This window comes from Streptomyces sp. NPDC048417, from assembly GCF_040651615.1.
In the GTDB taxonomy this organism is placed as follows: domain Bacteria; phylum Actinomycetota; class Actinomycetes; order Streptomycetales; family Streptomycetaceae; genus Streptomyces.
The window spans coordinates 1-26165 of the sequence record NZ_JBEZKI010000003.1 but is presented as its reverse complement, the minus strand read 5'-3'; the positions used below and the strand labels follow the sequence as shown (position 1 = coordinate 26165).

The following is a 26165-nucleotide window of genomic DNA, read 5'->3' as shown; positions in this document are numbered from 1 at the left end:
GCACCCCTGGCGGGGGCGCTGCCCTGACATGCTTACTTGGGCGGGTCGATCTTCACCTCTTTGCCCAGGTCGTCATAGAACGTCACATTGTCCCAGTCCAGAACGCCTCGTTTGGTGTACTTCGCGATCTGGGCCATCTCCCATTCGGTGGACTTCCAGTTGTCGCCCTGTCCGTTCAACACGGCCTGGTCGAACTTCTGCTGGTAGGTGCCGGTGGGCGGGTCGAAGCCCTTCAGGGTCACGGCGATCTTGCCGTTCTCCCGCATCACGCCCTCGACCTCGGACATCCACCTGGTGTACGGGATGCCGCCGGGCAGGGTGGCCTGCACTTCCTTGTACTTCTCGTCCATGAAGTTGTACCCGTTGAGGCGTGTGGTCTCGTCCCCGACGTGCTCGTTCACGCCGAGCACCAGGACCTTGCACTCGGAGTTGTGGACCAGTACCGGGGTCTGTCCGGCGAGGACGTAGAAGGAGTGCAGCCCCGCGACGGTGAGGCTGTACGTGACGGTCGTACGGGTGTAGGCGCGGTTGGCGAGCACCGTGGCGGTCTCGCCGCCGTCCGTGCGCAGGCTGTCGCCGGGGCGCAGGTCCTGCGCCGGCACCCAGGAGTGGAGGTTGGTGCTCCAGAAGGGGTGCTCGGAGGTGGCCGAGAGGTCGCCGACGTCGCCGGTCGGGCCCCGGATGGTGAGGGCCGCGAGGTACTTGTCGTCGTACTCGGTGACGATCTGCTGGGTGACCCGTCGGGCCGCGGTCTCGCCGGTCTCCGGGTCGGTTGCCCTCACCAGGTCGCCGGCCTGGACCTTCTCGATCGGCTGGGTGCTGCCGTCCGGCATCAGGACGCGGGTGCCGGGCAGGAAGCACTGGGTGCAGCCGCGCTGCAGGACCCGCAGCGTCCGGTAGGCGGCGCTCAGCATGCGGAACTTCGAGTTCATCGCCATGTCGCGGCCCAGTTCCCAGCAGGCGTCGAGATCGCCCTTCTGGGCGCAGTTCTCCAGCTGGGTGAGACCGGTGATGGCGTTGATGATGTCGTTGAGCTGCTTCATGCTCGCCTCGAAGGCGGGCCCCCGGGAGAGCACGTCGCAGTAGGCCTCGTGGTGCTGGCACCATCGGCCGGGGTTGTCGATCGCCTCGCAGCCGAGGATTCCGCACCGGTAGAGCTCGGCGGCCGTGACGCCGTCCTTCTCCTGGGCCTCCTTCGCGGCGACGGCCGCACGGCGGCGGGTCTCCTCCTCCTCACGGTACTTCTGGACGGTGGCCACGAACGCCTCGGTCGCGGCGGTCGCCGCCTCGGCGGCGCTCTTGCCGGCCCGCTCCGCCGAGGTCTGGGCCTGGGAGGCCGAGGCCCACGCCGACCCGGCGGAGGTCTGGGCGAGTTCCGCGGACACGGTCGCGTCACTGGCGGACCTGGCGGCGTTCTGCGCCGCCGTGTCCGCCCTGTTCGCCGCGGCACGTGCCGTCTTCGCCGACTCCGCCGCCTCGGCCGCGGAGGCCTCGGCGTCCTTGGCGTACTGGTCGGCCTGGGTGGAGTAGTCGGCCGCCTTGTCGGAGGACGCCTTCGCCTGCGCCGCCCAGTACGTCGCCTCGTCCGACGCCTTGCGGGCCGTTGCCGCGGTGGCCTGGGCGGTGGCGGCGTCGTACTGCGCCTTCGCGGCCACCTGGGAGGCCTCGGCGACGAGCTGCTGGACCTGCAGCTGGTGGGTGAGCGACAGGTAGTCCTTGCGCTGGGCGGTGTACTGCCCGGACTCCACGAACCGGTGCAGCAGGTCGGAGGGGCCCTCCAGGGCGATCCGCGCGGCGGACTGCACCTCCGGGTCGCCGCTGTCGACGAGCTGCGCGGCGGTCACCCGGTCGTCCTGGACCTGGGCCTCGGCCAGGGTCGTGGTGAGGAAGGTGCGGTAGGCGTCGATGGTGCCGGTGCTCAGAGCGGCCCGCGCCTTGTCCTGGACGTTGGGACCTCCGGTGGCGGCCGCTTGGGCGATCGCCACCCGGAACGCCTCCCGGCCGGCCTCGTACTGGCCCGACTTCAGGAACGCGCTGATCGTGGCCGCGTCACCGTCGAGCGCTGTCTCCGCCGCGTCGCGGACCTCCCTGACGGAGCTCTCCTCGGCGAGGCGCTCCACCTCGCTGCGGTCGTCCTGCGCCTGGGCCTCGGCCCGGCCGGTGCGGACGTACGCGACGACTCCGGCGGTGTCGCTGCCCAGCGCCTCCTGGGCGGCCTCGCGCAGCCAGGGCTCGCCGTTCTTCATGTCGAGCAGGGCGAGCCGCCGGCCCTGCTTCGCGATCTCCTCGTCGTCGGTGCCGGCCTGGGCCTGCTGCTCCAACTCCTCGGCGGTGGCCTGCTGTTCGGCGAGGTCGGCGGCTTCCTGGTCGCGCTGTTCCTGCTCCGCCGTCTCCTGCGCCTTGAGGTCGCGGGCGTTCTCGATGCCGGCGTTGGTCCGGCCGAGCAACTCCTCCGCCTCGACCTCGCGGGCCAGCGTGTAGACGGTCTGGGCCTGTGCGGCGGCCTCGGTGGCGACCTTCGCCGCCTCGGTGGCCGCGTTGGCGTGGGCGGTGGACTTGGCGGCCGCGGTGGACGCGTCGATCGCGCTGTCGGCGGCCTCCTGTGCGGCCTTCGCCGCGTTCCTGGCGTGCTCGGCGGCCGACCGCGCCGCGTCCCGGGCGGCGCCGGCCGCCGTGGCCGCCTTGCGGGCGAGCGACTCGGCTTGGCCCGCGGCCCGGTTGGCCTCGGCGGCCTGCCGGTGTGCCGAGGCGGCGGCGGCTCGGGCGTTCGCCGCGGCGGCACTACCCGCACCGGCGTACTGGCCGGCCGCCACCGCGGCGTCGGCCGCCGCGGCGGCGTTGTTGCCCGCGCTCGCGGCGGACAAGGCGGCGTCACCGGCGGCGTTGGCGGCCGTCACGGCCTGGTCGGCGGCGTCCGCCGCCCTGTCCGCGCCCTTGGCCGCGTCACTGGCCTTGGTCGCGGCCTTCCTGGCGGCGTCCGCGTTGGCGGCGTCCGTCGAGGCGGCGGCCGCCGCGTTGCGTGCGTCGGCGGCCGCGTTGGCGGCGCCGACCGCGGCTGCCGCCGCCTGGGCCGCGGCCGCCGCCGCCGTCCGCGCGGACTGCTCGGCGGAGTTGGCCGCGGAGATGGCCCGCTGCGCGGCCTTCGCCGCGCCGGACGCGGCGCTCGCCGCCCGGTTCGCGGCACGGGCCGCGTTTTCGGTGTCGTCCTGCGTGGCCTCGGCCTCCGCGGCCGCCTCCTGCGCGGCCTTCTTCGCCTGCGCGGCGGCCTCGACGGCCTCCTTGGAAGCGTCCTCGGCCTTCGCGGTCTCCGTCGCGGCGAGCTTGCCCGCCCGCTCCGCCTGGTCCGCGAGCTCCGCGATGCTCGCGTACTCCTCGTCGCGGTTGCGGGCGGTGAACTGCCCGACGTCCAGGAACTCCCGTACGTCGTCGATGGTGCCGCTCAGCGCGAGCCGCCCGGCGGCCCGCACATTGGTGCCGCCGGCGGCGATGATCTGGGCCAGCAGAACCCGGTCGTCCTGTTCCTGAGCCTCCGTCAGCCCCGTGTCCAGGAAGGTCTGGATGTCCTCGGCGGTGCCGGCGAGCGCTGTGCGGCCGCGCTCCTGCACCTCGGGGCCGCCCGCGTCGATCGCCCGGGCGACCAGGACCCGCTGGTCCTGCTCCAGGGGCTCCTCCCAGCCCGACTTCATGAACAGGGCGAGGTCGGCCTCGCTGCCGGTCAGCGCGGTGCGAACGGCTTCGAGGGTGTTCTCCCCGCCCATGGCGGCCAGTTGGGCGGCCTCGACCCGGTAGTCCTGGAGCTCCTGGTCCCCATAGGTCGTGAGGAAGGCGGCGATGTCGTCAGCGCTGCCGACCAGCGCGGTCTCGGCGGCCGACCGCACCTCGGTGCCGCCGGACACCCAGAGGTCCACCGCCTGCTGACGGAAGCCGCGGGATATCGGTACGACGGTGTCGTCCACCGTGTCGTCGGCGGCCGCCGGGTACGCGCCGAGGAGTCCGGCCAGCACGGCCAGGGCCAGGGATCCCGCCGTGCGTCTGAGGGCGCCCCTGCGTATTCCGGGACGCCCGTATTGTCTTCCTCTCACAAATACCTTCTTCCACCCCCGGGAAAGCGGTCGTACAGGACCGCTATTCCCATTTTTCGAACACTGGATATTGCCAGGTAAGAGCATAACCAGTTGGGCGTGGAAAACGGTTGTGAAGAATTCAGACAGCCCTGCCGGTGAATCCCGCCACAGCCGGACCGGCGGATTCCGGAAGGTGCGCCAGGGCGAGCGCCACCGCCTCTTCCACGGTGGCGGCCTCGCCGAGCATTCCGGTGTTCGGATGCCGAAGGACGAGGTACGGGCCGCCGCCGTACTGCGGGGCGATCGCGATCTCGTCGTGGTAAGGGCGGGCGGTGCAGGAGCTGAAGGCGACCGTCCAGTGGCTGGTGAACGGGAAGAGCTGCCGCAGCCGTGGTTCCGCGTACGCCGCCTCCACCAGCCGTCCGAACTCGGGGAAGGAAGCGGTGCCGGCCGCCTTCTCCTTCAGCCGGCCCCACTGCGCCGCGACCGCCGCCTCGGGTCCGCGCTCGTGGGCCTCGGCGAGGGCGTCGAACTGGAGGAAGGGCAGGCCGTCGCGCATCTCCGGCACCGCGGTGCCCGCCGCCCAGGCCGCACCCGCCTCGACGACGTCTGCGAGATCCCGTGCCTCCCCGGTGAGGATGTCGACCTCCCTGGACCGGCCGACGAGCCGGAAACCACGGGCGTCGGTGCGCGGGAACACCAGCAGCGGAAGCCGCCCGGCGGCTGTAGTGGCGATACCGACCGAATCCGCTATTTCCTTTCGGCCGGCAACAAGAATGAGAGGGATACCGAGACCGGCTGCCGATTGCTCCAGCGCGGCGGCCAGACCGCCGGCCTCGATCACGTCCGCATAGAATTCAGAATTCACCCGGACATTGTGGCATCACCGAACCGGCCGTACCGCTTGATCGGCGGTACGGCCGGTTCACTCCTACCGTGCCGCGTAACCGAAACTGACATCCGCCGCCGGCAGACCGCCCGCGCCCGGCTGGTACGTCGTGACCGCGGCGACCGGGCCGCCGGCCGTCACGTTGGACAGCGGCAGGGCGTACAGAGTGCCGTAGACCGACGGACCGTAGGGCAGACCGGCGTACAGCTTCGTACCGGTGTAGTGGATGCTGCTGCCCAGGTGCTGGCCCGCGGCCGCGGTGCCGGGGATGCCGTCGCCGTCGCCGATCTCGGTCCAGTGGTCGTTGGCCCCGGGCGAGCCCAGCAGCGAGAAGGTGCTGAACGCGCCCGCGCCCGCCGTGGTGCCGATGACCTCGTCCGGGATACCGACGGCCAGTTTGAGGGTGTCGGTGGTGCTCACCGCGCGGGGCGCGGTGTTCACCGCGCTCAGGGTCTGGCCGAAGTGGTCCCCGACCTCGGAGGTGCCGGACACGTCGTCGCTGTCGGTGCCCGACTGGTACGAGTTGAGCTGGGTGTAGGTGCCGGTCGAGGTGACCTCGAAGGTCAGGACGTTGCCCACCTCGGCCTTGGCGACGGAGTCGATGGTCAGGCCCTCGCCCGGCGAACCGACCGCGAGGATCGACTCGTCGGCCGTGGCGGCCCCGGACGGGCGGTAGGGCACGAGCGCCACCGAGCGGCCGAACTCGTCACCGGCCTCCGCGCCCCCGCTCACCGTGTCCAGGTCCTGGTCGAGGCCGAACAGCGGGGTCGGGCGGCTCTCGGCGTTCAGCGCGTTCGGGTCGAAGACGGCGAGGTTGCCGGCGCCGGTGCCGGCGGTGCCGATGGTCTCGCCAGGGGCGCTGATGACGATGTGGTCGGAGTCGGCCGCGACGGCGCCGCCGAACCCGTCGTTCGGCTCTATGGAACCGGGGACGTCGAGGCTGTCCTGGTGGATGGAGACGTTGGCGCTGCCGTGGACGTAGAAGGCCTCGCCGGCGTCGGCGGAGGTGTCCAGGTCCTCGCCGGGGCTGCCGATCACCACGAACGGCTCGCCGGCGTTGGTGACTCCGGCCGCGAGCGAGGCGCCCAGCTGGTCGCCCGCCTCGTAGCTGGAGGCGGCCAGTGAGCCGGTGCCCGAGCCCTGCTGGAGGTTGGTGTCCCTGACGGTGCCGGTGCCCAGGCCGCCGGTCGCGCCGTACAGGATGTCGGCCATGCCGGCGTCGGTGGCGGTGCCGAGGTCCTCGGCCGGGGTGCCGACGACCAGGTCGGTGCAGCCGTCCCCGTCGTAGTCGACCGTGTCGATGGCCTGGCCGAACCCGTCGCCGGCCTCCGCGCTGCCGTTGACCCAGTCGAGGGCCTGGCTGATCTCGGCGGTGCCCTTGCCGCCGCCGTAGACGATCCGGACCAGGCCCGCCTTGGCGTTGCCGCCCACGGTGGCCTCGGGGTCGGAGATCGCGACGTCCTCGACGCCGTCGCAGTCGAAGTCGGTGACGGGCGCCGGGCCGGTGGTGGCGGTCACCCAGGAGGACAGGTCGTCGGCGCGGGCGGCGACGGCGCCTGTGCGGGTCTCCGTCTCGCCCATGCAGCCGCCCTGCCAGGACCGGCTGCCGACGCCGACCAGCTGGACGGTGCCGCTGGTCTCGCGCAGCAGGGGGCCGCCGGTGTCGCCCTGGCACAGCGCGCCGTCCACGCCGGTGACATCGAGGTCGTCGGTGCCTACGGCGTCCACGCTGAAGGTGGTGGTGTGCGGGCTGTCCGGCACCCACTCGGTGGCGGTACGGCCGTAGCCGACCGCGCGCAGCTGGTCCCCCGCGGCGGGCGCGGTGGACGCGACGGTCACCGGGGTCACGCCGGCGGCGGGCCGCGCGAGGCGGGCCAGCACCAGGTCGCGGCCGGACTTCGGAACCAGCTGCACCACGGTGCTGGTCCTGCCCGCGACGGTGGCGGTGGCCGCCAGGACGGGTTTGCCCGCGGCGACGGTCGGCACCTCGGGGTCGGTGGCGAAGCAGCTCGCCGAGGTGAGGATCCAGTCCGAGGCGACGAGGGCGCCGCTGCACGCGCGGGCCGTGTCGTCGGAGCCGAGGGACACCTTGGCGGTGAAGGCGTAGGAGCCGGCCGACACGATGTCGCCCGCGACGGCATGGGCCGGGACGGCGAACAGGGCGCCGGCGGTGGCGACGGCCGCCACCAGGGCCGCGCCCGCGGAAGAACGCAGGAAGGTCACGTTTCTCGATTCCTTGACGCTGGGCACGGCCGGGTCAGCCTGTGACACGGATCTCGACGAGCACGGAACGGGCGCCGCCCGAGGTGCCCTCGCCGACGCTCTCGAAGCCGCCCTCGGCGACATCGACGGTGGTCGTGGCGCCGTTCGCGGTGAGGTCGGCGCTGATCGGGTGGTCACCGGTCTCCAGGGCGAAGACGCGGGGCAGCGAGAGCGTGAGATAGCCGGACGTGGCCGTGGCCTTGAAGCAGTAGTCGCCCTTGCGGCCCACGGTGCTGTCCGCCACGGTGTAGACCCGGATCTGGTCGGCGGAGCCGTCGCAGGTGGCGAGCAGGATGTGCCCGTCACCCTTTTTCAGCTCGATGCCCTCCGACGTGAGAATGCCCGCCGCGCCGGGATAGGAGAACTGCTCCACCGCGACGGGCGGAGTGTCCGCCGCCGAGGCCGAGGAATCATCGGCGACGGCGATGGGAACGGCTATCGCCGCTCCCAGCAATACGGCCAGCCCTGCAAAAAGCAGATTTCGAGCACGGAAAAACACCGCACCCTCCTTTCGGGCGCGGCAATTTCATGCCGAAAGCCGCTCCCCCCGTGAAAACTGGATCACCAACGACCAGCCAAAAGGTAACCATAAATTAGTCAACCGTCAATGCGATTGCTGACGGCTGTTTCGCTTGTTACGCAGGTGAGGGTGCAGTATCCAAGTATGTGGTCAGATGACCACTGGATGGATGCATGGGATATTTGTCGAGTGGGCGAGTGGGCGAGTGGGCGAGTGGGGCCCTCGCCTCCGAGCGGACGCGAGGGCGTTGGCCGGGGTGGATGGAGTACGCGCAGCTCGGACGCACGGGGCTCGGGGCCGCCAGGCTGGTCCTCGGGACCAGGGACTTTGGACCGCAGGCGGACGAAACCGACAGTCACGCCGTCATGGACGCGGCGCTGGACGCTGGCCTGAATTTCTTCGGCACGGCGAATGTGTACGAGTGGGTCAACGGCCGTAACATGGGCGTCGACGGCGCCACCGCCTGGCCGAACCACGACAAACTGTCGGCGCTCGATATCCGGGTCTTCGAATGGCGGTGGGCGATCCTCGTAGGCAGAGTCTGCCAGGTGCCTGATGATCTGTTTCTGAGGCTCTGGGGGAATACACAGCTCCGCTAATTCCGCCACAGCCAAAGCACAGGAATCGGCACCCCGGCCGGCTTCGCGTGCCGGATCGGGTCGCGCCGGCCGGGATCGTCTACGTGCTGCCCAAAGGCATTGCCTGGCGGGACGTTCCCGCTCCGAACCGCAGGAGCGGCTGAACAAGGAGATCCGCCGCCGCACCGACGTGGTCGGCATCTTCCCCGACCGCACCGCCGTGATCCGGCTCGTCGGCGCGGTCCTGCCGAGCAGAACGACGAGTGGACCGAGGCCCGCCGCTACATGGGACTCGACCTGCTGGCCAAGGCCCGCCTCCACCTGATCGAGTCAGAAACCGGCTTCTTCTGGTGTCTCCGGTTCGGGAAGATCAAAGATCACGTCCATGCGGGCACGATGCCACCAGCCTCTGACAACGCGCCCACACCGAGTCGGCCGGCCATGAGTGAGCCGACGCACGCTTTCCAACTGTGTTGGTTGGGCGTGGGTGTGTGTACGGGGGCGTTCACCTGCGTTCATGGGTGGCGCGCCACCGGACTGGGCTCGGCTTCCGGTCTCGGCTGAACGGCGTTGAACGAGGCTGAATGAGAGGGAAAGCGAGACGGGCGCGACGGCCATTGTCAGTACAGCCTCGTACCGGGCCGTATTCGGCTGTTTGGCCAACGAAAGGAGATGCCGTGCCGGGCGTCGCGAGCGTCACAGGTCTTCGGCCTGTGATCATGGAGCGTTCATTAAAAGTGATCGACGAGGAGCTCCAGGTCGCGGGGCCGTTGTACCGCCGCCGTGGGGCGCTCGCGGGACGCGGTGTAGGTGATGTGGTGAACTGGTTGACCTCGCTGCCGGCGGTGGTGCTGGTTGTGGGCGGGCTCTTGCTTGCCTTACTGGTCGCGGCCGTCGCGCGGGTCGGCGTCCGGATGCTCGTGCCGGTCGAGGAACGGGATCGGGTGCCGCAGATCGCCACGCCCCTGATGCCGACACTCGGCGCTGCCTTCGCGATCTTCGCGGCACTCTCACTGGCCAGCGAGGCCGGCTACCTACGCGCAGCCGAGGGGTTGGTGAGCGACGAGGCAGCCGCGGCCTCCCGCCTTGCATGGGCGGCGACAAGTCCCCAAGTCCCGTCGGAGCCGATCCATGCGGCACTGCTGGACTACTTGCAGACCACGCGTGCCAGGGAGTGGGCGGGTACAGCAGCGGCGTCCGGTGACGACCCGGCCACCGCTCGCGCGATCGCACGGCTGGAGCGGAGTGTGCGCACCGAGGCGGCCCGGCCCGAGGTGGGAACCACGACAGGCACGGAGCTGGTGGTTTCCCTGGACGGCGTCACCAGTAGTCGTCGCGCCCGCGTTGCGGCCGCCTCGCGCGACGTTCCCGCGCTCTACGTCGTCACGCTTGTGGTCAGTGGACTGGCCTTGATCGTGAACTCCGGCGCGCTGGTCTTCCGCAGCAGCCTGCGAACGTCACTGCTGATCGTAGGTGTTGCGAGCGTGGTCGGACTGAGCCTGGCGTTGCTCTTCGCACTCAGCGCGCCCTGGAGCGGACCGTTCATTGTCAGTGGGCATCCACTCGACGCCACCATCGGGGACCTGAAGTCCGGCTTCTTCGACGGCGGATCGTAGACGGCGGGCGCTTGCGCATCCGCTGGGGCGGACGCACCGCCGACTCGGCGGCCTGATCAATCCCATGCGATGAAGGCGAACCAAGCATCAGGCCGACATCAGGGGCGGGACTGGCCTCGTGATCGCGGCAGCCGGCAGCAGAACGTCGGGTTCGGCGCCTGGATCCTCGGTGATGACGAGGCCAGCCGCGTCGATGTCGAAGCCGTTCGGCCAGATGGTCAGGTCGCTCGCCAGTGCGCCTTCGAGTCTCGCGTGCCGCAGGTCGGCGCCGCCGAGGTCGCAGCCCCGCAGATCGGCCAATCGCAGATCCCCACGGACGAACACCGCCCCATGGGCCCGAGCCTTGCGCAGGTTCGCCTCCCTGAGGTCCGCACCGGAGAAGTCCGCCTCCCGCAGGTCGGCCTTGACCAGGCGCGCGCCGCGCAGATCGGCATCGAGACACCGGACCTGATGGAGTATCGACGTCCCGAGTTCGGCATGCCGCAGGTTGGCCTCGATCAGTGACGCCCCGCTCAGGTTGACCTGATACACGCTCGCCGCTTCCAAGCACGTGGCGTCGAGGTTGACGCCGTTCAGCCACAGCCCGTCGCAGTCGGCTCGACGAAGGTCGGTGAAGCTGACGTTGACCCACCCCGGGCTGCGTTCCTGGCCAAGCACTCCCAGGCAGGTGAGCGCCACCTGAGCATCGGCGGCACGGGTCTCCAGCGGGCGCACTGAGTTGATCGACACGTCCGCCGCCGGAGCTCCCGGCTCCTGCGCCGGCCACGGCAGGTGCGTCCGAAGGTACGCCGCCATGATCGAGATGACCGCCTCGTGGTCACGGGCGGAATGGTCCGCGATCCGCCCCAGTGCGTAGAGGCCGCCAATCCGCACGTCCAGCTTGTCGCTGCCGAGCTGTTCCACGGCCCGGCTGAAGCGATCGGTGACCTGGCCCTCCCGAGTGGCGTTCAGCGCGTCCTGGCTGACACGCAACTGCCGCCAGGTGGCGTAGGCACCGAACAGGACGACTGCGCCACCGATCGCCTGCAGGAGCGTGGTACGCACGTTGTTCACTGCGTTCATCCGGTCCGCGGCGGCGAGGTGGGCGCCGGCGACGTCGTGGTCCACCACCATGCCTGGAAGGACCAGGAGCACGACGAACAGCACGGCCAGTGCGGCCGCCACGACCGACGCTATGGCGACCGCGCGAGTTACACGCCAGCGGCGATGAACAGATCCCCCCATAGCCATCGGATCCTAGAGCAAGGCCGAACCCGGCGAAGCTATGTGGTCACGGCACCGGCTGGACGCCGCTCGTACGCGATGATGCCGCCCGGTGAGCGGGCTCAATGGAGTGACGGCCTCACCGCCATGAGTCCGTGCTGACGTCGGGCATGGCGTGCGCCGAGGTGACTGCCGTCTGACCCTGGCCGTCAAAAGGCCCCGGACCATGATCGGTCCGGGGCCTTTCGCCTGGTGCCCCGGCAGGATTCGAACCTGCGACACCCGCTTTAGGGGGCTTTAGGGGTGCTTTAGGGGTTCGATCCACGCCCACTCCTGGGGTCGTCGGCGGCTGGTCCGACGGTCGTGCGGGAGCGCTGGTGGTTGCCGCCGTCCGGCCTCGTTGATGTCAGCCGTGGATGCCAGAAGCCTTCTGATCCGTAGCCCTCCACGGATCGGTCACTGACGGCGATTTCGTCGCGCTGCTTCCCTGGAAGGCCGGCCGCTACTGGACGTGGGTGGTGCGGTATCTGGGCAACGACCGCAGGGTGCGACATGTGGCCGGAGGGCCGATGGCCGCAAGGACCGGTCTTCGGCCTTCCGGCTGGGTGCAGCGGACGTGCCGGCTATGACGACGGGTGACAGAGGGCGTGTATCTCCGCGTCACAGCACAGCCTCCAAAGCGGGCTAGCGGTGGCCGAGGTAGCGGTCCTGATCCCGGTGCCGGTCGCTGTACCAGCCGTGGTGCACGCCCCGGTCCCGGTCGCGGTCGCGGTCGCGGCCCCGGTCCCAACCCCGGTCGCGGTCGCGGTCCCAGCCTCGGCCCCGGCCCCGGTCATGGTCGCCGAAGTGGCCGTCGTGGTCGTGGTCGCTCCTGTGACTGTGCGAGTAACCCCTCCCGTTGTCGCGGTCGTGGCCGGCTCCGGCGGCCAGGGCCGGCATGGCGGCCGCGCCGACGAGTGCGCCCGAAGCCACACAGGTGGCGATCAGGCGGACCGTCGTACGAGAAACAGACATGAATCTGTCACCTCACGTTCGTGCATACCGACCCTGGTTGGGGCCGGGCATGCAATCCGTAATTCCCGGCTCGGTGCCGAGGCCCCACACTGTGGCCCTCCACGGCGACACCAGACCAAGGACACGATTCACATTACTAAATGCAGATATATCCATAACTCTCCCTTGTATGGGCCATCGATACGAGGGAGGGGCCTGGGCGCCGGCCCTGTCCTAGCTTGGAATCACGCTGAGAGCGGGGAAAAGCAGCTGACGGTCCGTGACACTCTTGGCTGTCTCTCGCTGCCTCGACTCCTTCGAACGGCCCAATGGCTTCAGTAAGAGGTCGCGCAGATAGGCGCTGTGGGGGCCTCGGCGGCCCCGCACGGCTGCGCGTGGACACCGTCCGCTTCGGCCGGATCGACACCCCACTCCTGCACTCGCGGCCGGGACTGGACTCCGCCGACGCGATCACCGCCGCCGGATCGACCACTCCTTTCGGCCGCTTCGGCACCTCCGAGGAAGCCGCCGTCTCGGCCCTTTACAACGGAGCGTCCGACTGCCGGCATGCCGGGATCGAGAAGGCGGCGAACGCACCGTCCAGCAGTGTGCCGAGGTCTTCTTGGCCGCCGCTCGCACTCCACTGTCCGAGGACGATCCACAAGCATTCGAGCGCCGCCGCAACGCGAACGTTGGCGATAACCGCTGGCCCGTCGGCCGAGGAAGCTGTCTCCTGGAGTCGGGCAACGATCCCTGGTCGCCATTCGGCCTGCTTCTCCCGGAGCCGTGCGCAAAGGGCTGGGGTCTCATCGATGAGGCCGAGGATCGTCACGAGTTCCTGGACGTCGCGCACGAGGAACGTCACGGCTGACTCCAGGGCGTTGCGCAGCCTCTCCCAGTCGTCCTGGTTGGCCCGGCCGGCATCGAGGGCGTCGGCGATGACGTCACCGACAGGGTCGAAGACGAACAGGACCACGTCTTCCTTGGTGCCGAAGTAGCGCAGGAAGGTGCTCCGCGACACCCCGGCGGCTTCGGAGAGGTCGGCGAAGGTGACCTGGTTGAAGCCGGTGAGGCAGAACCGGTTGAACGCGACGCGGGCCAGCTCTGCTCGCACCGCGTGGCGGCTGATCTCACGGGTACCGACTCGCGCTTCGCTCATGGGGACGAGTGTACTCCGACACACTCGTTTGCTTCTTCGGGTACAGGTTTCTAACCTGACACTCGGTGTCAGTCGCGATGCTGAGATTCGCGACGCCGGCCCCAGCAAGCGGCCCGTTCACGGGCCGTCCCCTTACCGCGAAATGGAGCCACCTCATGAGCTACGAAGACCTTCCCGCCCTGACGATCGACGTCTCGGACGGGGTCGCGACGGTGACAATCGATCACCCGCCGCTCAATCTGATGGACGCGGTCCTCCTGCCGTCACTCCGGGCATTCGTCGCGCGTGTGCGCGACGACGCCGACGTCCGCGTCATTGTCTTCGAGAGTGCTGACCCGGAGTTCTTCGTTGCGCACGGTGACATGGCCTACCTCACCGACCCTGACGCGCTGCCTGCAGCCACTCGCGCTGCGATCGCGGCCGCACCGGACTCGGCCATCCCCGAGGGCCTGAACATCCTCCAGGCGATGAGCGAGGAGGTCCGCTCGCTGCCGCAGGTCACCATCGGCAAGCTGGCGGGCTTCGCGCGCGGCGCGGGCAACGAGTTCTTCATGTACCTGGACATGCGATTCGCGGCGATCGGCAAGTCGGGGCAGGGGCAGCCGGAGTCTTTGATGGGGATCCTCCCAGGGGGCGGCGGCACGGTGAACATGACGCGCCTGGCGGGCAGGGCCCGCGCGCTGGAGCTCATCCTCGGCGCCGAACTCGTGGGCGCGGAGCTCGCGGAACGGTACGGTCTGATCAACCGTGCGCTGCCCGCCGCAGAACTCGATTCCTTCGTCGACACTCTTGCCCGACGGATCGCCGGCCTGCGGCCGGAGGTGCTCTCCGTCACCAAGGCTGCGGTCGACGCGGTCGCGCAGCCCATTCCTCACGCGGCGTATGCCGTTGAGAACGAGGGCCTGTTTGCGGCGTTCGGCGATGAGGTCACCGAGCTCGCCCACAAGCTGCTCGCGGCTGGTATCCAGACCCGCGAGGGCGAACGGGACCACGAGCGCATCGCCAACAGCATCTGAGTGCCCAAGCTCTCGCCATCCGTGCGCAGAGGCTTCGTGGGAGTTCCTCAGCCATTGCCGGCACGCTCGTTGTCGAGTGGTCAGGTCGTGGTTCGCGGGGCTTGTCGGGAACACGACCGGCTGAAGCGCCGGAAACGGCGGGCAGGGGAGTGGATGGAGCAAGTAGCCGTAAGCTTGACAACGCTGTTCGGCCGCGCGGCTAGGCGCGGTTGGGGAGGTAGGTAGCCGAGTGGGCACAGGTCCCGTTGATCATGGAGTTGCTGACGCTCTGTGATCACCGAGGAGTCCTGTGCCTGCGCTTCCATCATGGCTGACCGAGCCGCTCTGGGACCAATTCGCGGTCCTGCTGCCCGAGCGGCCGGAATACCACCCGGACCATCCACTTGGCTGCCACCGCCGACGCATCAGCGACCGGATCATCTTCGACGAGATGCTCCAACTGCTGCGCTTCGGCTGTTCTTACGAGGCGATCGCCGACACAACGTGCTCCGCCACCACGATCCGCAGCCGCCGCGACGAATGGATACGACTGGGCGTCTTCGCCAGACTCAAGCAGATCGCGCTCGACGCCTACGACCGGATCGTCGGTCTCGTCCTCGACCAGATCGCCGTAGACGGCTCCATCACCAAAGCTCCAGGAGGCGGTGAGGTGGCCGGGCGTTCCCCGGTCGACCGCGGCAAACAGGGCCTGAAACGCTCGGGCATGACGGACGGATACGGCATTCCACTGGGTCGTGTTCTGGCCGGCGCCAACTGCCATGACTCCCCACTGCTCGCCCCGACCCTGGACCGCCTGGACGACCTGGGTCCGTTGCCCGACGAGGTCACCGTCCACCTGGACGCGGGCTACGACTCGAACAAGACCCGCACGATGCTCGACGAACGCGGCCTGCACGGCCACATCGCGCACAAAGGCGAGAAGGCGCCCATCCAGGCCAGTCAGCGCTGGCACGTCGAACGCACCCATGCATGGCAGAACGCCTTCCACCGGCTCGCCCGCTGCTACGAGCGGCGCGCCCCCGTCGTCAACGCATTCTTCGACCTCACCGACACGATCATCACCGTGCACAGCCTGATCCGGCGAGCATGGATGACTCGCCGCTGGGACGAACGCCCGAACCGCCGACCGTGACCGCACCCCTTTCCGCGCCACCTCTAACGACGGGAGCCTCTGTTCGGGGGACCCGTTGCGGTCCGCGGCGATCTGGTCGATCGGCAGCAGGGTGTCGTCGTGACACTGGGACGCCTTGGCGGAAGCAGCCTTCGCGGCCTGGAGGCCAGGGTCGGGGCGAGGGGCGCAGGTACCTCCACGGCGTTGACGAGGCAGTCAGACCCGGGTCGACATCCGCCAGGCCCCTGGCGCCCGTGTCGTGTCCACCGGGTGAGCCGGTCGGCAGACCTGGACGCAAAAGGGCACCTACGGTCATCCGTAGGCGCCCTTCTCTCTGTGCCCCTGGCAGGATTCGAACCTGCGACACCCGCTTCAGGAGCGAGGTTGGGCGATCACGGGCGTGACCTGCGGGTCCCCTGGCTTGGTCAACATCCAGGGCAACTGGCCCCGGTGTACCGCGAGTCACCGTGAGTCCCCGTCCGTTCTGGCACGGGTGTGGCACGGCCCGCGGACCGCGCCACGACTCCTCGATGCGAACTACGGGCGGGACGGTCGCTGAGGTCTCCCGGCCTGGTCAAGGGGACGGTAACGGCTCGGGGTGGTCACCTGCGGTCGCCATGGTTGCTGTACCTCGGGCTGTACTGCGGTGTCCGCGCCTAGGGGCGATAGTCGTCGCGCCCGGTTGGCAAGGTGCGGTCTACTGCGCCCGCGCTGTAGGTCACTCGGTCGTTGTGCGCCTGTCCCCGCCGTGCTTGCTCGATGAGGAGTCCGTCAACGTTCTCCGTGCTGCCGCTTCCTCGTCGCAGGAGTACAAAGATCAAGGCCAGCACTGCCGCCACCATGAGACCAAACAGAATGCCAAGCTCGATCATGATGATTCCCCCGGTTCTGTGCGCTGGTGATGGCGAACACTCAGGACAGTGATCGAACTGACGACGGAGCGGGCGTGGTTCATGGCGTCCAGGTGGAGCGCGCCGCTGTACGAACGACCTGGACGCCAGGGGCCGCGTCTGCTCGGCTCTGCCTGGGTCGACGGCGGACGGGATGGGAGCACCCCGCGCACGCCACTTACGGCCGGCACTCGCGTACGGTCCCCCGGCCATCTCGGAGTCCGAGCGCCCCCGCCGGAGGCACTGCTGTGACCGGCTGCCGCTCTGCGGTGATCACCCCATGGCCACGGCCCTACCCGCCCTGCGGAGCGGAGCGCAGCCGGGGCTTGAACCAGTAGAGAAAGTTGTAACTCACTGGCTGGCAGCGGTACTGCTGTCCGGTCCTGAGCTTCGTTGCTGGGCGATGCGACGGCCGTGATCGGCAGCTCGTAGCAAGGCATGGGCCACATGTTCAGCGTCATCCGGACGTAGGTAGATCTCATCGGTCCAGAGCACTGACAGCCGGACGGTGCCGTTCAGCAGGTTGGTTGCCACGTCCACCTCGACGCCGGTCCCGGTGGCGTCGCTGACGTTCAAGCCCTGGTCGCTGCTGTAGGCACTCATGCAGATGAGCATGCCTGAGGTCCAGCCCAAGAGAGACGCCGGACCCTCAAGCATCAACTGAAGTGGCACCACTCCGACTGCGTTTTCGCCACTCGCACCGGCCACCCCGTCGAGCCGCGCAACCTCTATCGATCCTTCACCCGCGTCGCTGAGTCCGCCGGCTCCGAGTCATCGGGCTGCACGATGCTCGGCGGGGCACCGCAACCCTCCTCACGGCGGCCGGAGTCGCGCCCATCGTCGTGATGGAGATCCTCGGCCACTCCCGGATCAGCATCACCATGGACGTATACACGCACGTCGTCCAGGACACCCAGCGCGAAGCCATGAGCCACATGGACCGCCTGCTCAGGAGGCGCCCCGGTCGTCATTGACCACCGGCGTTAGCCGCGTCCAGGGCCCCGGACGGTGATCGGTACGGGGCCCTTGCGCTGGGCCTCACGCACAGTAGCCTCGGTCCATGTCCGAGACCTCGGTGGCACATTTCTATGACGACCTGGCCGACGACTACCACCTGATCTATGCAGACTGGGACGCAGGCATCCGCCGGCAGGGAGACGCCCTGGACGGCCTGATAGGCCAGGACAACGCGTCAGTGCTCGACTGCTCCTGTGGCATCGGCACGCAGGCCATCGGTCTCGCGCTGCGCGGGCATCGCGTAACGGGCACGGACCTCAGCGTTCGCGCCGTCGCCCGCGCCGCCCGGGAAGCCGCTCACCGCAATGTGCCCCTGCGCACGGCCGCCGCCGACATGCGACGCCTGCCGTTTTCCGACGGCCGGTTCGACGCCGTCGTCTGCGCCGACAACGCCCTGCCCCATCTGCTGACGGAGCAGGACGTCCACGCCGCCCTGGCGGATATGCGCCGCGTGCTGGGTCCTGCCGGACTGCTGCTGCTCAGCACGCGCTCCTACGATGACCTGCTGCGCAGCCGACCCGCTTCGGCGCCTCCACAGGTCCACCAGCCCGCTGACGGAGGAGAACGGACCGTCACCTTCCAGCTCTGGCACTGGCACGAGGACGGCGAGCACTACGACGTGGAGCACTTCCAACTGCTGCCGACCAGAGGAGAATGGCGCGTCAAGGTCCGTCGGACCGCCTACTGGGCGCTCGGCCGGGACCGGCTGACCGGCCTCGTGACCGATGCCGGGTTTGTGGACCCCGAGTGGCGGATGCCGCACGAGACAGGGTTCTTCCAGCCGCTGCTCGTGGCGCGCGCAGCCAAGTAGGTGGTCCCATCGCCCTTCGGACCGCCTGCCGCACCGGCAAGAAGGCGGTCCGAAGGCCAGTGACCGCCCCCGTTGATGTCAGAAGTAGATGTCAAAGGCCCCGGCCCGTGATCGGTCCGGGGCCTTTTGCCTGGTGCCCCCGGCAGGATTCGAACCTGCGACACCCGCTTCAGGAGTGGGATCGAATCCTTGCCGGGGCTGCCTGGCGCTACCGCGCGGTGCTGTTTCCCCTGGTCAGAAGCGTACGGCGAGCCACTTGATCCGGCTCTGCCGCCCTGTATCGGGCCGTCCGCTCACGCATCGCTCACGCGCTGCCGACTGCTGAGCAGGGCGTGGTCAGAGCTGGCCGAGGTCGATCTCTACCGGGAAGGGGGCCGCTACCTTGAGGACGCCGGTGAACACGTCTCCCTCCCGGTAGGTCTTCGTCGCGGGGTCGAGAACGTAGGTGTACACGAGAGGAACGCCTGTCGCGGCTTGCTCGATCCGCCAGTAGAAGCCGATGCCTGCTTTGGCGTACTGGTCGACCTTCACGATCCGGTCGGTGGTCTCCGAGCCTGGCGACACCACCTCCGCGACCAGCAGCACGTGCTCAGGGCGGGTCGGGGTGATGTCGATCGTGTCTGCGCGGTACACGACGACGTCCGGGCGGCGATTGGTGAGCGGGACGTCCTGAAGCCTGACGTCGAAGTCCGTGTCGGCGTTCCACTCCGGGCCCGCGGCGGCATCCAGGGCGTTCGCCAGAATCCGGGCCAGCCGGTTGTGCCGCTTGGACGCGCTCGGCCTCACGACGACCATCCCGTCCACGATCTCGATGCCGGCGCACTGTTCCTCGGACCAGGACTCGTACTCCTCCGCCGTGATCTGCTCATGCATCCACGCCGGGGCCACCATCTCGGCCGTCATGAAGCACCTCCCGGACACTGTGCTGCGGGCCCGATCCCGCTGGACTCAGCGTACTGTCCGCCATCCGTCCGGCATGCTGATCTCGCTCACGTCCCCTCCCCGTCGGCCGGCATCCGACCGGCGAGCCCACGACAAGTGAAGGAACCGGCGCCGGCCTGCGGAACGTCCCGGTCGGTAGCAGCCCCTTCGTCGAGGGACCGTACAGGGCGTTCACCTCGCTGCTCCGGACCCGGACCGGCACCCTGCTGATCGCCGGGAGTGTGGGGATCACGCCCGTGCGGGCCATGCTGGAGGAGGCGCCCGGCGAGTCGTCGTGCTGTGCCGGGTGGGCAGCGGCGCCGACGCCGTGCAACTGAACGAGGTGCGCCACCTGGTCGCGCTACGGGGCGGACGGCTGCACCTGCTCACCGGCGGAACCGGCCAGGGCGGCACTGCGCCGTTCGGCCCGGGCAACCGGCACCGGCTGGTCCCCGACATCACCGAACGCTACGTGTACGTCTGCGGCCCGCCCGCCATGACTAGGGCCGTGCTCTCCGGCCTACGAGACCTGCGGGTCCTGCGCGGCAGGCGCACGCCGAGAAGTTCGGTCTGGCCTGAATCGGAAAGGGGCCCGACGTTTGCGCCCCTGGGCGCCTCAACGCCCAATATCGCGCGCTGCTCGTAGCGCTGTCACCCGACCACTACCTGATCAGCTGTGCCGATCATCGCGGCAACTACGAGCGGCTCACGGAATGCGCTACCCAATGGATCGACTCGTTGGTTTTGGACAGCCGCGACGAAAGTGCGGACGAGCGTGAACTTGAGGCGACCGTAGGGAGCAGGAGACCTACTCGATTCGCCACCCGGGCAACGACCTTTGCGTTCAGGCTAGCGGGCTCTGGGCGGGCCTCCATGATGAGTGGGCGGCTGTGCTGGCCCGGCGACCCCGAGATGAACGCGGGGCTAGAGCCCGGTCAGCAACGGGCGCTCGCCGTTGGCTTCCTCTTCGCTGCAATCCGCTTGAGAGCACGTGACAATGCCCGCCCTTTCTGGCGGCCCGTGGACTGGCTCCTCCGCGTGCCGTCGCGAACCAACGCGGTTCATTGCCACGGCGGTCGGAAGCCAGGCCATCTTCATCATCGGCGACGATGGACTCGCTGCACTCTTGACCCAGGTGTGGGAGCTCTGCGGCATCGCTGGCGCGTCGCTGTTCGCTCTGGCGCGCTGGCTGTGCCGCGTACGGGGCATTGAAGTGGCCGCTGAGAGAGAACACGCCGACGATGGAAACCAGGGGCTTCGGCTCGCTCCCTCGGCGGCTGGTTGTGCACCAGCACCGTTGGGGGAAGGGGCCCGCACTGGGCGAGGTAGAGGCGACTGCCGTCAAATGGTGCCGTCAAAACGGCCCGGACCATGATCGGTCCAGGCCGTTTTGCCTGGTGCCCCCCGGCAGGCTTCGAACCTGCGACACCCGCTTTAGGAGCGAGGTTGGGGGATCACAGGCGTGACCTGGGAAGTCCTGCCTTGGGCAGCCTCGGGGCGATACGCACCCTGGCGAACCTCGATTCCCCTTGAGTACCCGTCCGTTCTGGCACGGAAGTGGCACGCCCCGAGGCCCCCTCGCTGCGAACGGTCGATGCTTGCTACCGCGATGCCGGCAGCGACGCCCACCGGCTGACTGGCCATGCGATGACGAAGGCCCGGCCGATGACTTGATCCTCGTCGATGGTGCCACCGCCGGGCAGGTCCTGGTGGTACCGGGAGTCTTGAGAGTCCTGGCGGTGGTCACCCATGACCCAGAGCTTCCCCTTCGGCACCTTGATCGGCCCGAATGGATTGTCGCCGCAGGGGGTGTTACCGGGATAGATGAACGGTTCGTCCACCGCCTTCCCGTTGACCTTCACAGGACCACTCCCCGAACATTCCACGGTGTCGCCGCCAACCGCGACAACCCGCTTGATCAGATCCTTCTCGTCCGCCGACGGCATCAGGCCGACGAAGCTGAGAACCTTCTGCACCGCGTTCGGCTCCTCGGCCTTCCCAGGGAGCCAGCCTCCCGGGTCGTGGAAGACGACGACCTCTCCGCGCTGTGGCTTGGATCCGAACCACGGCGTCAGCTTGTCGACCAGCACGCGGTCGCCCGTCTGTAGCGTGTTCTGCATCGAGTCGGACGGGATCGAGAATGCCTGCACGAAGAACGTCTTGATGACCAGCGCGAGCACCAACGCGATGCCGAGGAGGATCGGCAGCTCCTTCCAGAAGGAGCGCACTTTCCGCCGGCCTTCGACCGCCACTTCGTCGTCGGCATGATCGTCCCCGGATCTCGACCGTTCGCCAGCGACAAGATCTTCCATAACCACGCCTCCCACCCCTGCGCCCTGCTCCGGGCGCACCGCGTCCGTAGTGGTCCCTTGTGCGCACAGCACCGGGCCCACCACAGTCACAACGAGCGGGAGTTCCCGAATGCCGGAGCTCTCAGCCTGGCTCGGGGCTGGGTATGACCCTCCACGCCCCAACCCGTCCGCCGCGCCATCCGGGGCCTCTCAGCAGGCTACGCGGTCGACGGAGCGACTTTGGCCGGGAGGGCTTTGGCAACTACACCGGCTCGGGCCCCCTCGATGCGAACCATGGGTGGGGCGGTCGCTGAGGTCTGTCAGGCACGCCAGTCGAGTGCTTGGGTCTGGTGGCGGTCGGTCGTGGGTGCGGAGGTTGCTGTACTTCACTGCTGTACCGCAGCCCGGGGCGGCCTGCTTGGACAGGACAGTTCGACGGCCGGCACTCAGTCCCCTTCGGGCGAGCCCTCGGACTTGTCCGTGCGCATGAGAATTCCGGGGCAGTCTGCATCAACTTCGCCCGTGTAGTGGTTTCGCCAGAAGTAGCGACTGGTGCGCGGCAGCGGCACTTCCACCAGTCGGCCGTCGTGCATCATCCACAAGCCGAAGCAGTCGTCTTCCTCGTCGTGGATCAGTACCTGTACGGAGTGCGGGGAGGGCCACGGCTGCGACTCCAGGTCTTCCAGCAGTCCGACCCAGCTACTCCGTCGCACGAACTCGGCGACCCAGCCATGCCCGGCAGCAGCGAATTGTCCAGACCACTTACGGTTGGGGTCTCGCCGGGTCAGCGGTTCCATGATCTCTTCTGCACTACTGGCCAACACGACGACTTCGGCGATTCTGCTCATGACCGAGTATCACCGCAGGTCCGGGAGGAACCGCAAGCGATTCGCGGGAGCCAACCGGCCCATCAGCGTGTTTACCGTTCTCGACTCGGGCCCGCACTCGCTGCGGCCCAAGGCTTGGCCCCGGCGCCGAAGGCGCAGAGGGGCCAAAGCCCAAGGGGCGGCACGCCGCGCAGATCGCCCGTCTGACCGAGCTGGTCGCCGCGTCCTCGGCTCCGCTGGCGGTGGCGGCATGAGCGTCTTCCCCCCCGGTCTTGGACCTCCTCGACGTCCCAGCCCGGTCGGCTGCCTGCCCCGGCTGCGGTGCGAACGCCCCGGCCTGGACCCGCGTCACGGTCGACGGGCTGCGCGTGCTGGCCCACGACGCTGACGTGTTCTGCCCGAAAATTCGCCACTTCGGCGCTTCGACGCAGCCCGCCCCGGTCGTCTCCCTGGTCCGGCTGGGGGTCGCCGCGTGACGGTGTTCCCCGTCGCCCCCGAGGCCGTGGCCGGTGCTGCGGCCTCTCTGGGCACCGAGCCTTCGACCCTGGCCGACCTGCTGCGGGTGGCGAACTCGCCCGGCTTCGCCCACTGGCAGGAGCAGGTCCGCCGTACGGGCGGCTGCTCCCACCCGATCCGGCTCCAGGGCCAGACCGTCACCCGCGACCGCGCGAGCGGTGACGTCCTCTACTCGTACCGGACCGATTCCGAGCCGGGCGGCGTGCTCCGGGTTGCGTGCGGCAACCGGCGGGCCTCCCGCTGCCCTTCCTGCGCGTGGACGTACGCCGGGGACGTGTACCACCTGATCCGGGCCGGGATCACGGGTTACTCACGGATGGGCATCCCTGGCGAGATCCGCCGGCACCCCGGTGTCTTCGCCACGCTCACCGCTCCGTCGTTCGGGCCGGTCCACAACCGCCCGGCGTCCGGCCGGTGCCGCTGCGGGAGCTCCTACGCGAAGGACAATCCCGCCCTGGGGACGTCCCTGGACCCCGCGCGGTACGACTACGCGGGCGCGGTGCTGTGGAACAACCACGCGGGCGACCTGTGGCGCCGGTTCACGATCTACCTGCGCCGGGAGGTCGCCGCCCGTGCGGGCCTGACCCAGTCGGCCATGAAGGAGGTGAGCGGGTCTCCTTCGGCAAGGTCGCAGAGTTCCAGAAGCGGGGCGCCGTGCACTTCCACGCGGTGGTGCGCCTGGACGGTCCCGACGGGCCCGACACCCCTCCGCCGGCGTGGGCCACGGTCGCTCTCCTGGACGACGCGATCCGCGCCGCTGCCGGACGTGTCTCCGTGCCGGTCCCGGCCTCCGGGGACGTTCCGGCCCGTGTGCTGCGGTGGGGCTCCCAGGTCGACGTACAGGACATCGCCGGCCTGGAAGGGGTTGACCTGACCGATCAGGCGGTCGCCTCCTACGTCGCCAAGTACGCGCCCAAGGCGGCCGAAGCCACCGAGACCGTTGACCGTCGGATCGGCAACAAGGAAGCCCTCGCCCTGCTCGACGTCCCGGACCACCCTCGCCGACTGATCGAAGCCTGCCTCGACCTGCACGCGCTCTACCCGGACCGCAAGCTGCGGGACTGGGCTCACATGCTCGGCTTCCGAGGGCACTTCATGACCAAGTCGCGGGCCTACTCCACCACCCTCAGCGAGCGCCGCCAGGTCCGCGCCGACTACCGCGCACGCCAGGAACGCCGCGAACGGGGCCTGCCCGAAGACCTCGACGACTCGGAGGGCTCCACTCTCGTGCTCGCCCACTGGACCTACGCCGGACAAGGCCACACGCCGGGAGAGTCCCGGCTGGCCGCAACGATCGCCAAGGAGATCCGCCTGAACCGAGAGACCGCACGCGAAGCGCTCGCCGATATGCCCGATCTTGAGACCGAGGGGGAGTCGTGACCATGGACCGACTCCTGACCGTGAATCAGGTCGCCGAGGTGCTCGGGACGGGAGTCCGCTTCCCTCGGCGCCTGATCGAGGAACGCCGTATCGCCTTCGTCAAGGTAGGGCGGCACGTCCGCATCCCCGAGAGTGCGCTGTCCGCCTACGTCGCTGAGCACACCGTGCAGCCGGTGACCGTTCAGCGTGGCGTGCTCAGGAGGGTTGCCTGATGGCGAACAACCAGGGCAAGCGTCGCCGCTTAGGCTCGGTCCGACAGGTCAAGTCCCGCCGCCGACAGGCCCGTTACCCCAACCCGAACACCGGTCAGCTCCGGGGTGCCGAAGAGACGTACGCGACCAAGACCGACGCTGAGATCGCGCTGACCCACATCGAAGCGGAAATCACCCGTGGTCAGTGGCACGACCCAGACGCGGGCAAAGCCCACTTCGGCGAGTACGCCACGGCGTGGCTCAAAGACCGCAAGCTGGCGGCGCGTTCGTGCGAGCGTCTCGAGTCGGTGATCAGGCTTCACCTGCTGCCCACCTTCGGTGAGCGGCCCTTGTCCTGGATCACGACGGCGCGTGTCCGGGCCTGGCGCACGGAGTGCCTGACGCGGACCGGTGAGCCGACGGTGGTGAAGGCGCATCAGATCCTGCGGGCGATCCTGAACACAGCCGTTGATGATGAGCTGATCCGGCGCAACCCGTGCCGCATCAAGGGCGCCGACCGCTACGACGTGCCAGAGCGGCCCGTCCTCACGGTGGCCGAAGTCTTCGCCCTGGCCGACGCGATCGCCCCGCGCTACCGGCTGCTCGTCCTCCTGGCGGCTTTCACGGGCCTGCGGTTCGGGGAGGAGGCATCGCTCCGCCGGCGTGACGTCGACACGGACAATGCGACCCTCATGGTCCGGCGCTCACAGGCGGAAATGCAGACGGGAGCTCTTTTCGACAAGGTGCCGAAGTCCGATGCCGGGGTCCGGCCGGTGGCCTTCCCGACCGAACTCCTGCCGGACGTGAAGCGGCACCTGGACGCCTACGCGGGGCGTGGTCGTGACGGGCATGTCTTCCTCGGGCCCCAGGGCGGTCGGCTGCGGCGCGGCAACTTCCGCGACGACTGGACCAAGGCCAGGAAGGACGCCGGGGTCACGGTGGATGCCCACTTCCACGATCTTCGGCACACGGGGAACACCCTCGCCGCGTCCGGCGCGAGCCTGCGGGAGCTGATGACCAGGATGGGGCACAGCACGCCCCGCGCGGCGCTGATCTATCAGCACATGGTCAACGGCCGTGACCGCGAGATCGCCGATCGGCTCGGCTCGTGATCCGCAAGGAGCGTGGGGACGTGGCATCGTGGTGGCATTTCTGGCACGTGTGTGGCACGGCCGTGATCACGGCAAAGGGCCAGTTCGAGGGGATCATGCCTCTGAACTGGCCCTTAGTCGTGTGCCCCCGGCAGGATTCGAACCTGCGACACCCGCTTTAGGAGTTTTCTTCGGGTAGGACTGTGACCTGCGAAAACGTCGACTGCGGGGGGTCTTGGCCTGGGAAAACACCCCTCCGTAGTTCTCGCGTGTTCACGGGATTCCCAGCCTTATGTGTGCTGAATCCGTTCCGCGGAGGCATGTGTCTGCTGGCGAATCGGCTGCTTGCGCCGCTGCGCGCGAAGTGCGGGGCCATGTGTTGGCGGCCCCGCCTTCGGCCCCGGCCGACGTTCTTCCGGCTCAGCCTTCCCCGCAGAAGAGCCGCATCTTCATGAAGGATTCCGGGCATGCCATGCAAGGGTCACCAGTCGAGATCCCCGTACTCCTGCACCGGCACGCCGACGTCCGAGAAGACGGCCAACGCCTGGTGCCTCGCAGGTCCGGCGGCAGCGTCCTTAGTCTTGTGGAGGGCGCGGCCGAGGGCCACGAGGGTGCGGGCTTCACCGAGGCGATGGCCGGTCTGGCGGTGGACGGCCAGGGCTTCCTCGCCGAGTGTGATGGCCGTGTCGTACGCGCCTTCGGACCCCGCCAGTTCGCACATGGCTGATGCTCCTATTGATCGTCAAGCCCTGTGGGTGGGGTGAGCGCCGTATCGTGGCCGGGTGCGGTACTTGACGGAGTCGTTCATTCTTGGGGCCT

The 26165-nt window shown here is 69.0% G+C and carries 21 protein-coding genes and 5 pseudogenes; 13 read left to right on the top strand and 13 right to left on the bottom strand.

The genetic code is table 11. From position 1 onward, the window contains the following. Nucleotides 1–32: 32 nt before the first annotated feature. The 4 genes from AB0D59_RS05075 to AB0D59_RS05060 form a co-directional block, all read right to left on the bottom strand. A complete protein-coding gene (locus AB0D59_RS05075; protein ID WP_362560938.1) occupies nt 33–4082 on the bottom strand; it encodes a polymorphic toxin-type HINT domain-containing protein in 4050 nt (1349 codons plus the stop codon). Nucleotides 4083–4203: 121 nt separating this feature from the next. Beyond that, nucleotides 4204–4932 (bottom strand): DUF6193 family natural product biosynthesis protein, encoded by a 729-nt coding sequence (locus tag AB0D59_RS05070; RefSeq protein WP_362560937.1) that lies wholly within the window; start codon nt 4930–4932, stop codon nt 4204–4206. Between the two features lie 63 nt (nt 4933–4995). Continuing rightward, on the bottom strand, nt 4996–7176 hold the full coding sequence (locus tag AB0D59_RS05065; protein ID WP_362560934.1) for a trypsin-like serine protease: 2181 nt from the start codon (nt 7174–7176) through the stop codon (nt 4996–4998). A gap of 34 nt (nt 7177–7210) precedes the next feature. Next, nucleotides 7211–7714: a hypothetical protein gene (locus AB0D59_RS05060; protein WP_362560932.1), complete on the bottom strand. Its 504-nt coding sequence runs from the start codon at nt 7712–7714 to the stop codon at nt 7211–7213. Between the two features lie 281 nt (nt 7715–7995). On the opposite strand from AB0D59_RS05060, the pseudogene AB0D59_RS05055 reads away from it, so the two are divergent. The 4 genes and pseudogenes from AB0D59_RS05055 to AB0D59_RS05040 all read left to right on the top strand — a co-directional run. Beyond that, nucleotides 7996–8238: pseudogene (locus AB0D59_RS05055) on the top strand (aldo/keto reductase); the annotation flags it as partial. Nucleotides 8239–8297: 59 nt separating this feature from the next. Further along, nucleotides 8298–8456 (top strand): annotated as a pseudogene (locus tag AB0D59_RS05050) (transposase); the annotation flags it as partial. Next, a pseudogene (locus tag AB0D59_RS05045) lies at nt 8456–8622 on the top strand (transposase); the annotation flags it as partial. The pseudogenes AB0D59_RS05050 and AB0D59_RS05045, both read left to right, overlap by 1 nt. A gap of 368 nt (nt 8623–8990) precedes the next feature. Continuing rightward, nucleotides 8991–9929 (top strand): hypothetical protein, encoded by a 939-nt coding sequence (locus AB0D59_RS05040; protein WP_362560929.1) that lies wholly within the window; start codon nt 8991–8993, stop codon nt 9927–9929. An 87-nt stretch (nt 9930–10016) separates the two neighbouring features. Here the strand turns inward: AB0D59_RS05040 and AB0D59_RS05035 are convergent, their stop codons facing one another. The 3 genes from AB0D59_RS05035 to AB0D59_RS05025 all read right to left on the bottom strand — a co-directional run bounded on the left by AB0D59_RS05035 (nt 10017) and on the right by AB0D59_RS05025 (nt 13284). Further along, nucleotides 10017–11093: a pentapeptide repeat-containing protein gene (locus AB0D59_RS05035; protein ID WP_362560928.1), complete on the bottom strand. Its 1077-nt coding sequence runs from the start codon at nt 11091–11093 to the stop codon at nt 10017–10019. 723 nt (nt 11094–11816) lie between these two features. Next, on the bottom strand, nt 11817–12146 hold the full coding sequence (locus AB0D59_RS05030) for a hypothetical protein (protein WP_362560925.1): 330 nt from the start codon (nt 12144–12146) through the stop codon (nt 11817–11819). 520 nt (nt 12147–12666) lie between these two features. Then, complete coding sequence (locus AB0D59_RS05025) at nt 12667–13284, bottom strand: TetR/AcrR family transcriptional regulator (protein ID WP_362560922.1); 618 nt, start codon at nt 13282–13284, stop codon at nt 12667–12669. Between the two features lie 155 nt (nt 13285–13439). Between AB0D59_RS05025 and AB0D59_RS05020 the strand changes: the two genes are divergently transcribed. Both AB0D59_RS05020 and AB0D59_RS05015 read left to right on the top strand, forming a co-directional pair. After that, a complete protein-coding gene (locus AB0D59_RS05020; protein WP_362560920.1) occupies nt 13440–14300 on the top strand; it encodes an enoyl-CoA hydratase/isomerase family protein in 861 nt (286 codons plus the stop codon). 289 nt (nt 14301–14589) lie between these two features. Beyond that, nucleotides 14590–15432, top strand: a complete 843-nt coding sequence (locus AB0D59_RS05015) for an IS5 family transposase (RefSeq protein ID WP_362560917.1) — start codon at nt 14590–14592, stop codon at nt 15430–15432. 635 nt (nt 15433–16067) lie between these two features. On the opposite strand, the gene AB0D59_RS05010 is transcribed toward AB0D59_RS05015, so the two are convergent. Then, complete coding sequence (locus AB0D59_RS05010) at nt 16068–16283, bottom strand: hypothetical protein (protein ID WP_362560915.1); 216 nt, start codon at nt 16281–16283, stop codon at nt 16068–16070. Nucleotides 16284–16652: 369 nt separating this feature from the next. Next, on the bottom strand, nt 16653–16904 hold the full coding sequence (locus AB0D59_RS05005; protein ID WP_362560913.1) for a hypothetical protein: 252 nt from the start codon (nt 16902–16904) through the stop codon (nt 16653–16655). Between the two features lie 81 nt (nt 16905–16985). Here AB0D59_RS05005 and AB0D59_RS05000 point away from each other — a divergent pair. Together AB0D59_RS05000 and AB0D59_RS04995 are read left to right on the top strand one after the other, a co-directional pair. Next, a pseudogene (locus AB0D59_RS05000) lies at nt 16986–17275 on the top strand (tyrosine-type recombinase/integrase); the annotation flags it as partial. Nucleotides 17276–17361: 86 nt separating this feature from the next. Next, the gene (locus AB0D59_RS04995) at nt 17362–18129 is read left to right on the top strand and encodes a class I SAM-dependent methyltransferase (RefSeq protein ID WP_362560910.1); all 768 of its coding nucleotides are present in this window, start codon (nt 17362–17364) and stop codon (nt 18127–18129) included. A 336-nt stretch (nt 18130–18465) separates the two neighbouring features. On the opposite strand, the gene AB0D59_RS04990 is transcribed toward AB0D59_RS04995, so the two are convergent. Next, on the bottom strand, nt 18466–19032 hold the full coding sequence (locus tag AB0D59_RS04990) for a Uma2 family endonuclease (RefSeq protein ID WP_362560907.1): 567 nt from the start codon (nt 19030–19032) through the stop codon (nt 18466–18468). Nucleotides 19033–19357: 325 nt separating this feature from the next. Here AB0D59_RS04990 and AB0D59_RS04985 point away from each other — a divergent pair, with 325 nt between their 5' ends. Next, entirely contained in the window at nt 19358–19696 is a 339-nt protein-coding gene (locus AB0D59_RS04985; protein ID WP_362560904.1) for a hypothetical protein, read from the top strand. A 955-nt stretch (nt 19697–20651) separates the two neighbouring features. On the opposite strand, the gene lepB is transcribed toward AB0D59_RS04985, so the two are convergent. Both lepB and AB0D59_RS04975 read right to left on the bottom strand, forming a co-directional pair. After that, nucleotides 20652–21362 carry a signal peptidase I gene (lepB, locus tag AB0D59_RS04980; RefSeq protein ID WP_362560901.1) on the bottom strand — a complete coding sequence of 237 codons (711 nt, stop codon included), beginning with the start codon at nt 21360–21362 and terminating at the stop codon, nt 20652–20654. Between the two features lie 425 nt (nt 21363–21787). Continuing rightward, the gene (locus AB0D59_RS04975; protein ID WP_362560899.1) at nt 21788–22189 is read right to left on the bottom strand and encodes a hypothetical protein; all 402 of its coding nucleotides are present in this window, start codon (nt 22187–22189) and stop codon (nt 21788–21790) included. 251 nt (nt 22190–22440) lie between these two features. Between AB0D59_RS04975 and AB0D59_RS04970 the strand changes: the two genes are divergently transcribed. From AB0D59_RS04970 to AB0D59_RS04955, 4 genes and pseudogenes are all read left to right on the top strand, one after another. Then, complete coding sequence (locus AB0D59_RS04970) at nt 22441–22644, top strand: hypothetical protein (RefSeq protein WP_362560898.1); 204 nt, start codon at nt 22441–22443, stop codon at nt 22642–22644. A gap of 26 nt (nt 22645–22670) precedes the next feature. After that, nucleotides 22671–24064, top strand: a pseudogene (gene repSA, locus AB0D59_RS04965) (replication initiator protein RepSA). A 2-nt stretch (nt 24065–24066) separates the two neighbouring features. After that, nucleotides 24067–24276: an excisionase family DNA-binding protein gene (locus tag AB0D59_RS04960; RefSeq protein WP_362560897.1), complete on the top strand. Its 210-nt coding sequence runs from the start codon at nt 24067–24069 to the stop codon at nt 24274–24276. Continuing rightward, on the top strand, nt 24276–25367 hold the full coding sequence (locus tag AB0D59_RS04955; RefSeq protein ID WP_362560894.1) for a tyrosine-type recombinase/integrase: 1092 nt from the start codon (nt 24276–24278) through the stop codon (nt 25365–25367). Before AB0D59_RS04960 ends, AB0D59_RS04955 begins: the two co-directional genes overlap by 1 nt. 460 nt (nt 25368–25827) lie before the next feature. Here the strand turns inward: AB0D59_RS04955 and AB0D59_RS04950 are convergent, their stop codons facing one another. Then, nucleotides 25828–26067, bottom strand: a complete 240-nt coding sequence (locus AB0D59_RS04950; protein WP_362560892.1) for a hypothetical protein — start codon at nt 26065–26067, stop codon at nt 25828–25830. Between the last annotated feature and the right edge of the window lie 98 nt (nt 26068–26165).

What these genes read in the sequence shown, in the direction of transcription:
- AB0D59_RS05005 (WP_362560913.1), bottom strand. Translation starts at nt 16,904, where the DNA reads ATGAGTGCCTACAGCAGCGACCAGGGCTTGAACGTCAGCGACGCCACC.
- AB0D59_RS05025 (WP_362560922.1), bottom strand. Translation starts at nt 13,284, where the DNA reads ATGAGCGAAGCGCGAGTCGGTACCCGTGAGATCAGCCGCCACGCGGTG.
- lepB (WP_362560901.1), bottom strand. Translation starts at nt 21,362, where the DNA reads ATGGAAGATCTTGTCGCTGGCGAACGGTCGAGATCCGGGGACGATCAT.
- AB0D59_RS05030 (WP_362560925.1), bottom strand. Translation starts at nt 12,146, where the DNA reads ATGTCTGTTTCTCGTACGACGGTCCGCCTGATCGCCACCTGTGTGGCT.
- AB0D59_RS05020 (WP_362560920.1), top strand. Translation starts at nt 13,440, where the DNA reads ATGAGCTACGAAGACCTTCCCGCCCTGACGATCGACGTCTCGGACGGG.
- AB0D59_RS05010 (WP_362560915.1), bottom strand. Translation starts at nt 16,283, where the DNA reads ATGATCGAGCTTGGCATTCTGTTTGGTCTCATGGTGGCGGCAGTGCTG.
- AB0D59_RS04995 (WP_362560910.1), top strand. Translation starts at nt 17,362, where the DNA reads ATGTCCGAGACCTCGGTGGCACATTTCTATGACGACCTGGCCGACGAC.
- AB0D59_RS04950 (WP_362560892.1), bottom strand. Translation starts at nt 26,067, where the DNA reads ATGTGCGAACTGGCGGGGTCCGAAGGCGCGTACGACACGGCCATCACA.
- AB0D59_RS04990 (WP_362560907.1), bottom strand. Translation starts at nt 19,032, where the DNA reads ATGACGGCCGAGATGGTGGCCCCGGCGTGGATGCATGAGCAGATCACG.
- AB0D59_RS04960 (WP_362560897.1), top strand. Translation starts at nt 24,067, where the DNA reads ATGGACCGACTCCTGACCGTGAATCAGGTCGCCGAGGTGCTCGGGACG.
- AB0D59_RS04955 (WP_362560894.1), top strand. Translation starts at nt 24,276, where the DNA reads ATGGCGAACAACCAGGGCAAGCGTCGCCGCTTAGGCTCGGTCCGACAG.
- AB0D59_RS04975 (WP_362560899.1), bottom strand. Translation starts at nt 22,189, where the DNA reads ATGAGCAGAATCGCCGAAGTCGTCGTGTTGGCCAGTAGTGCAGAAGAG.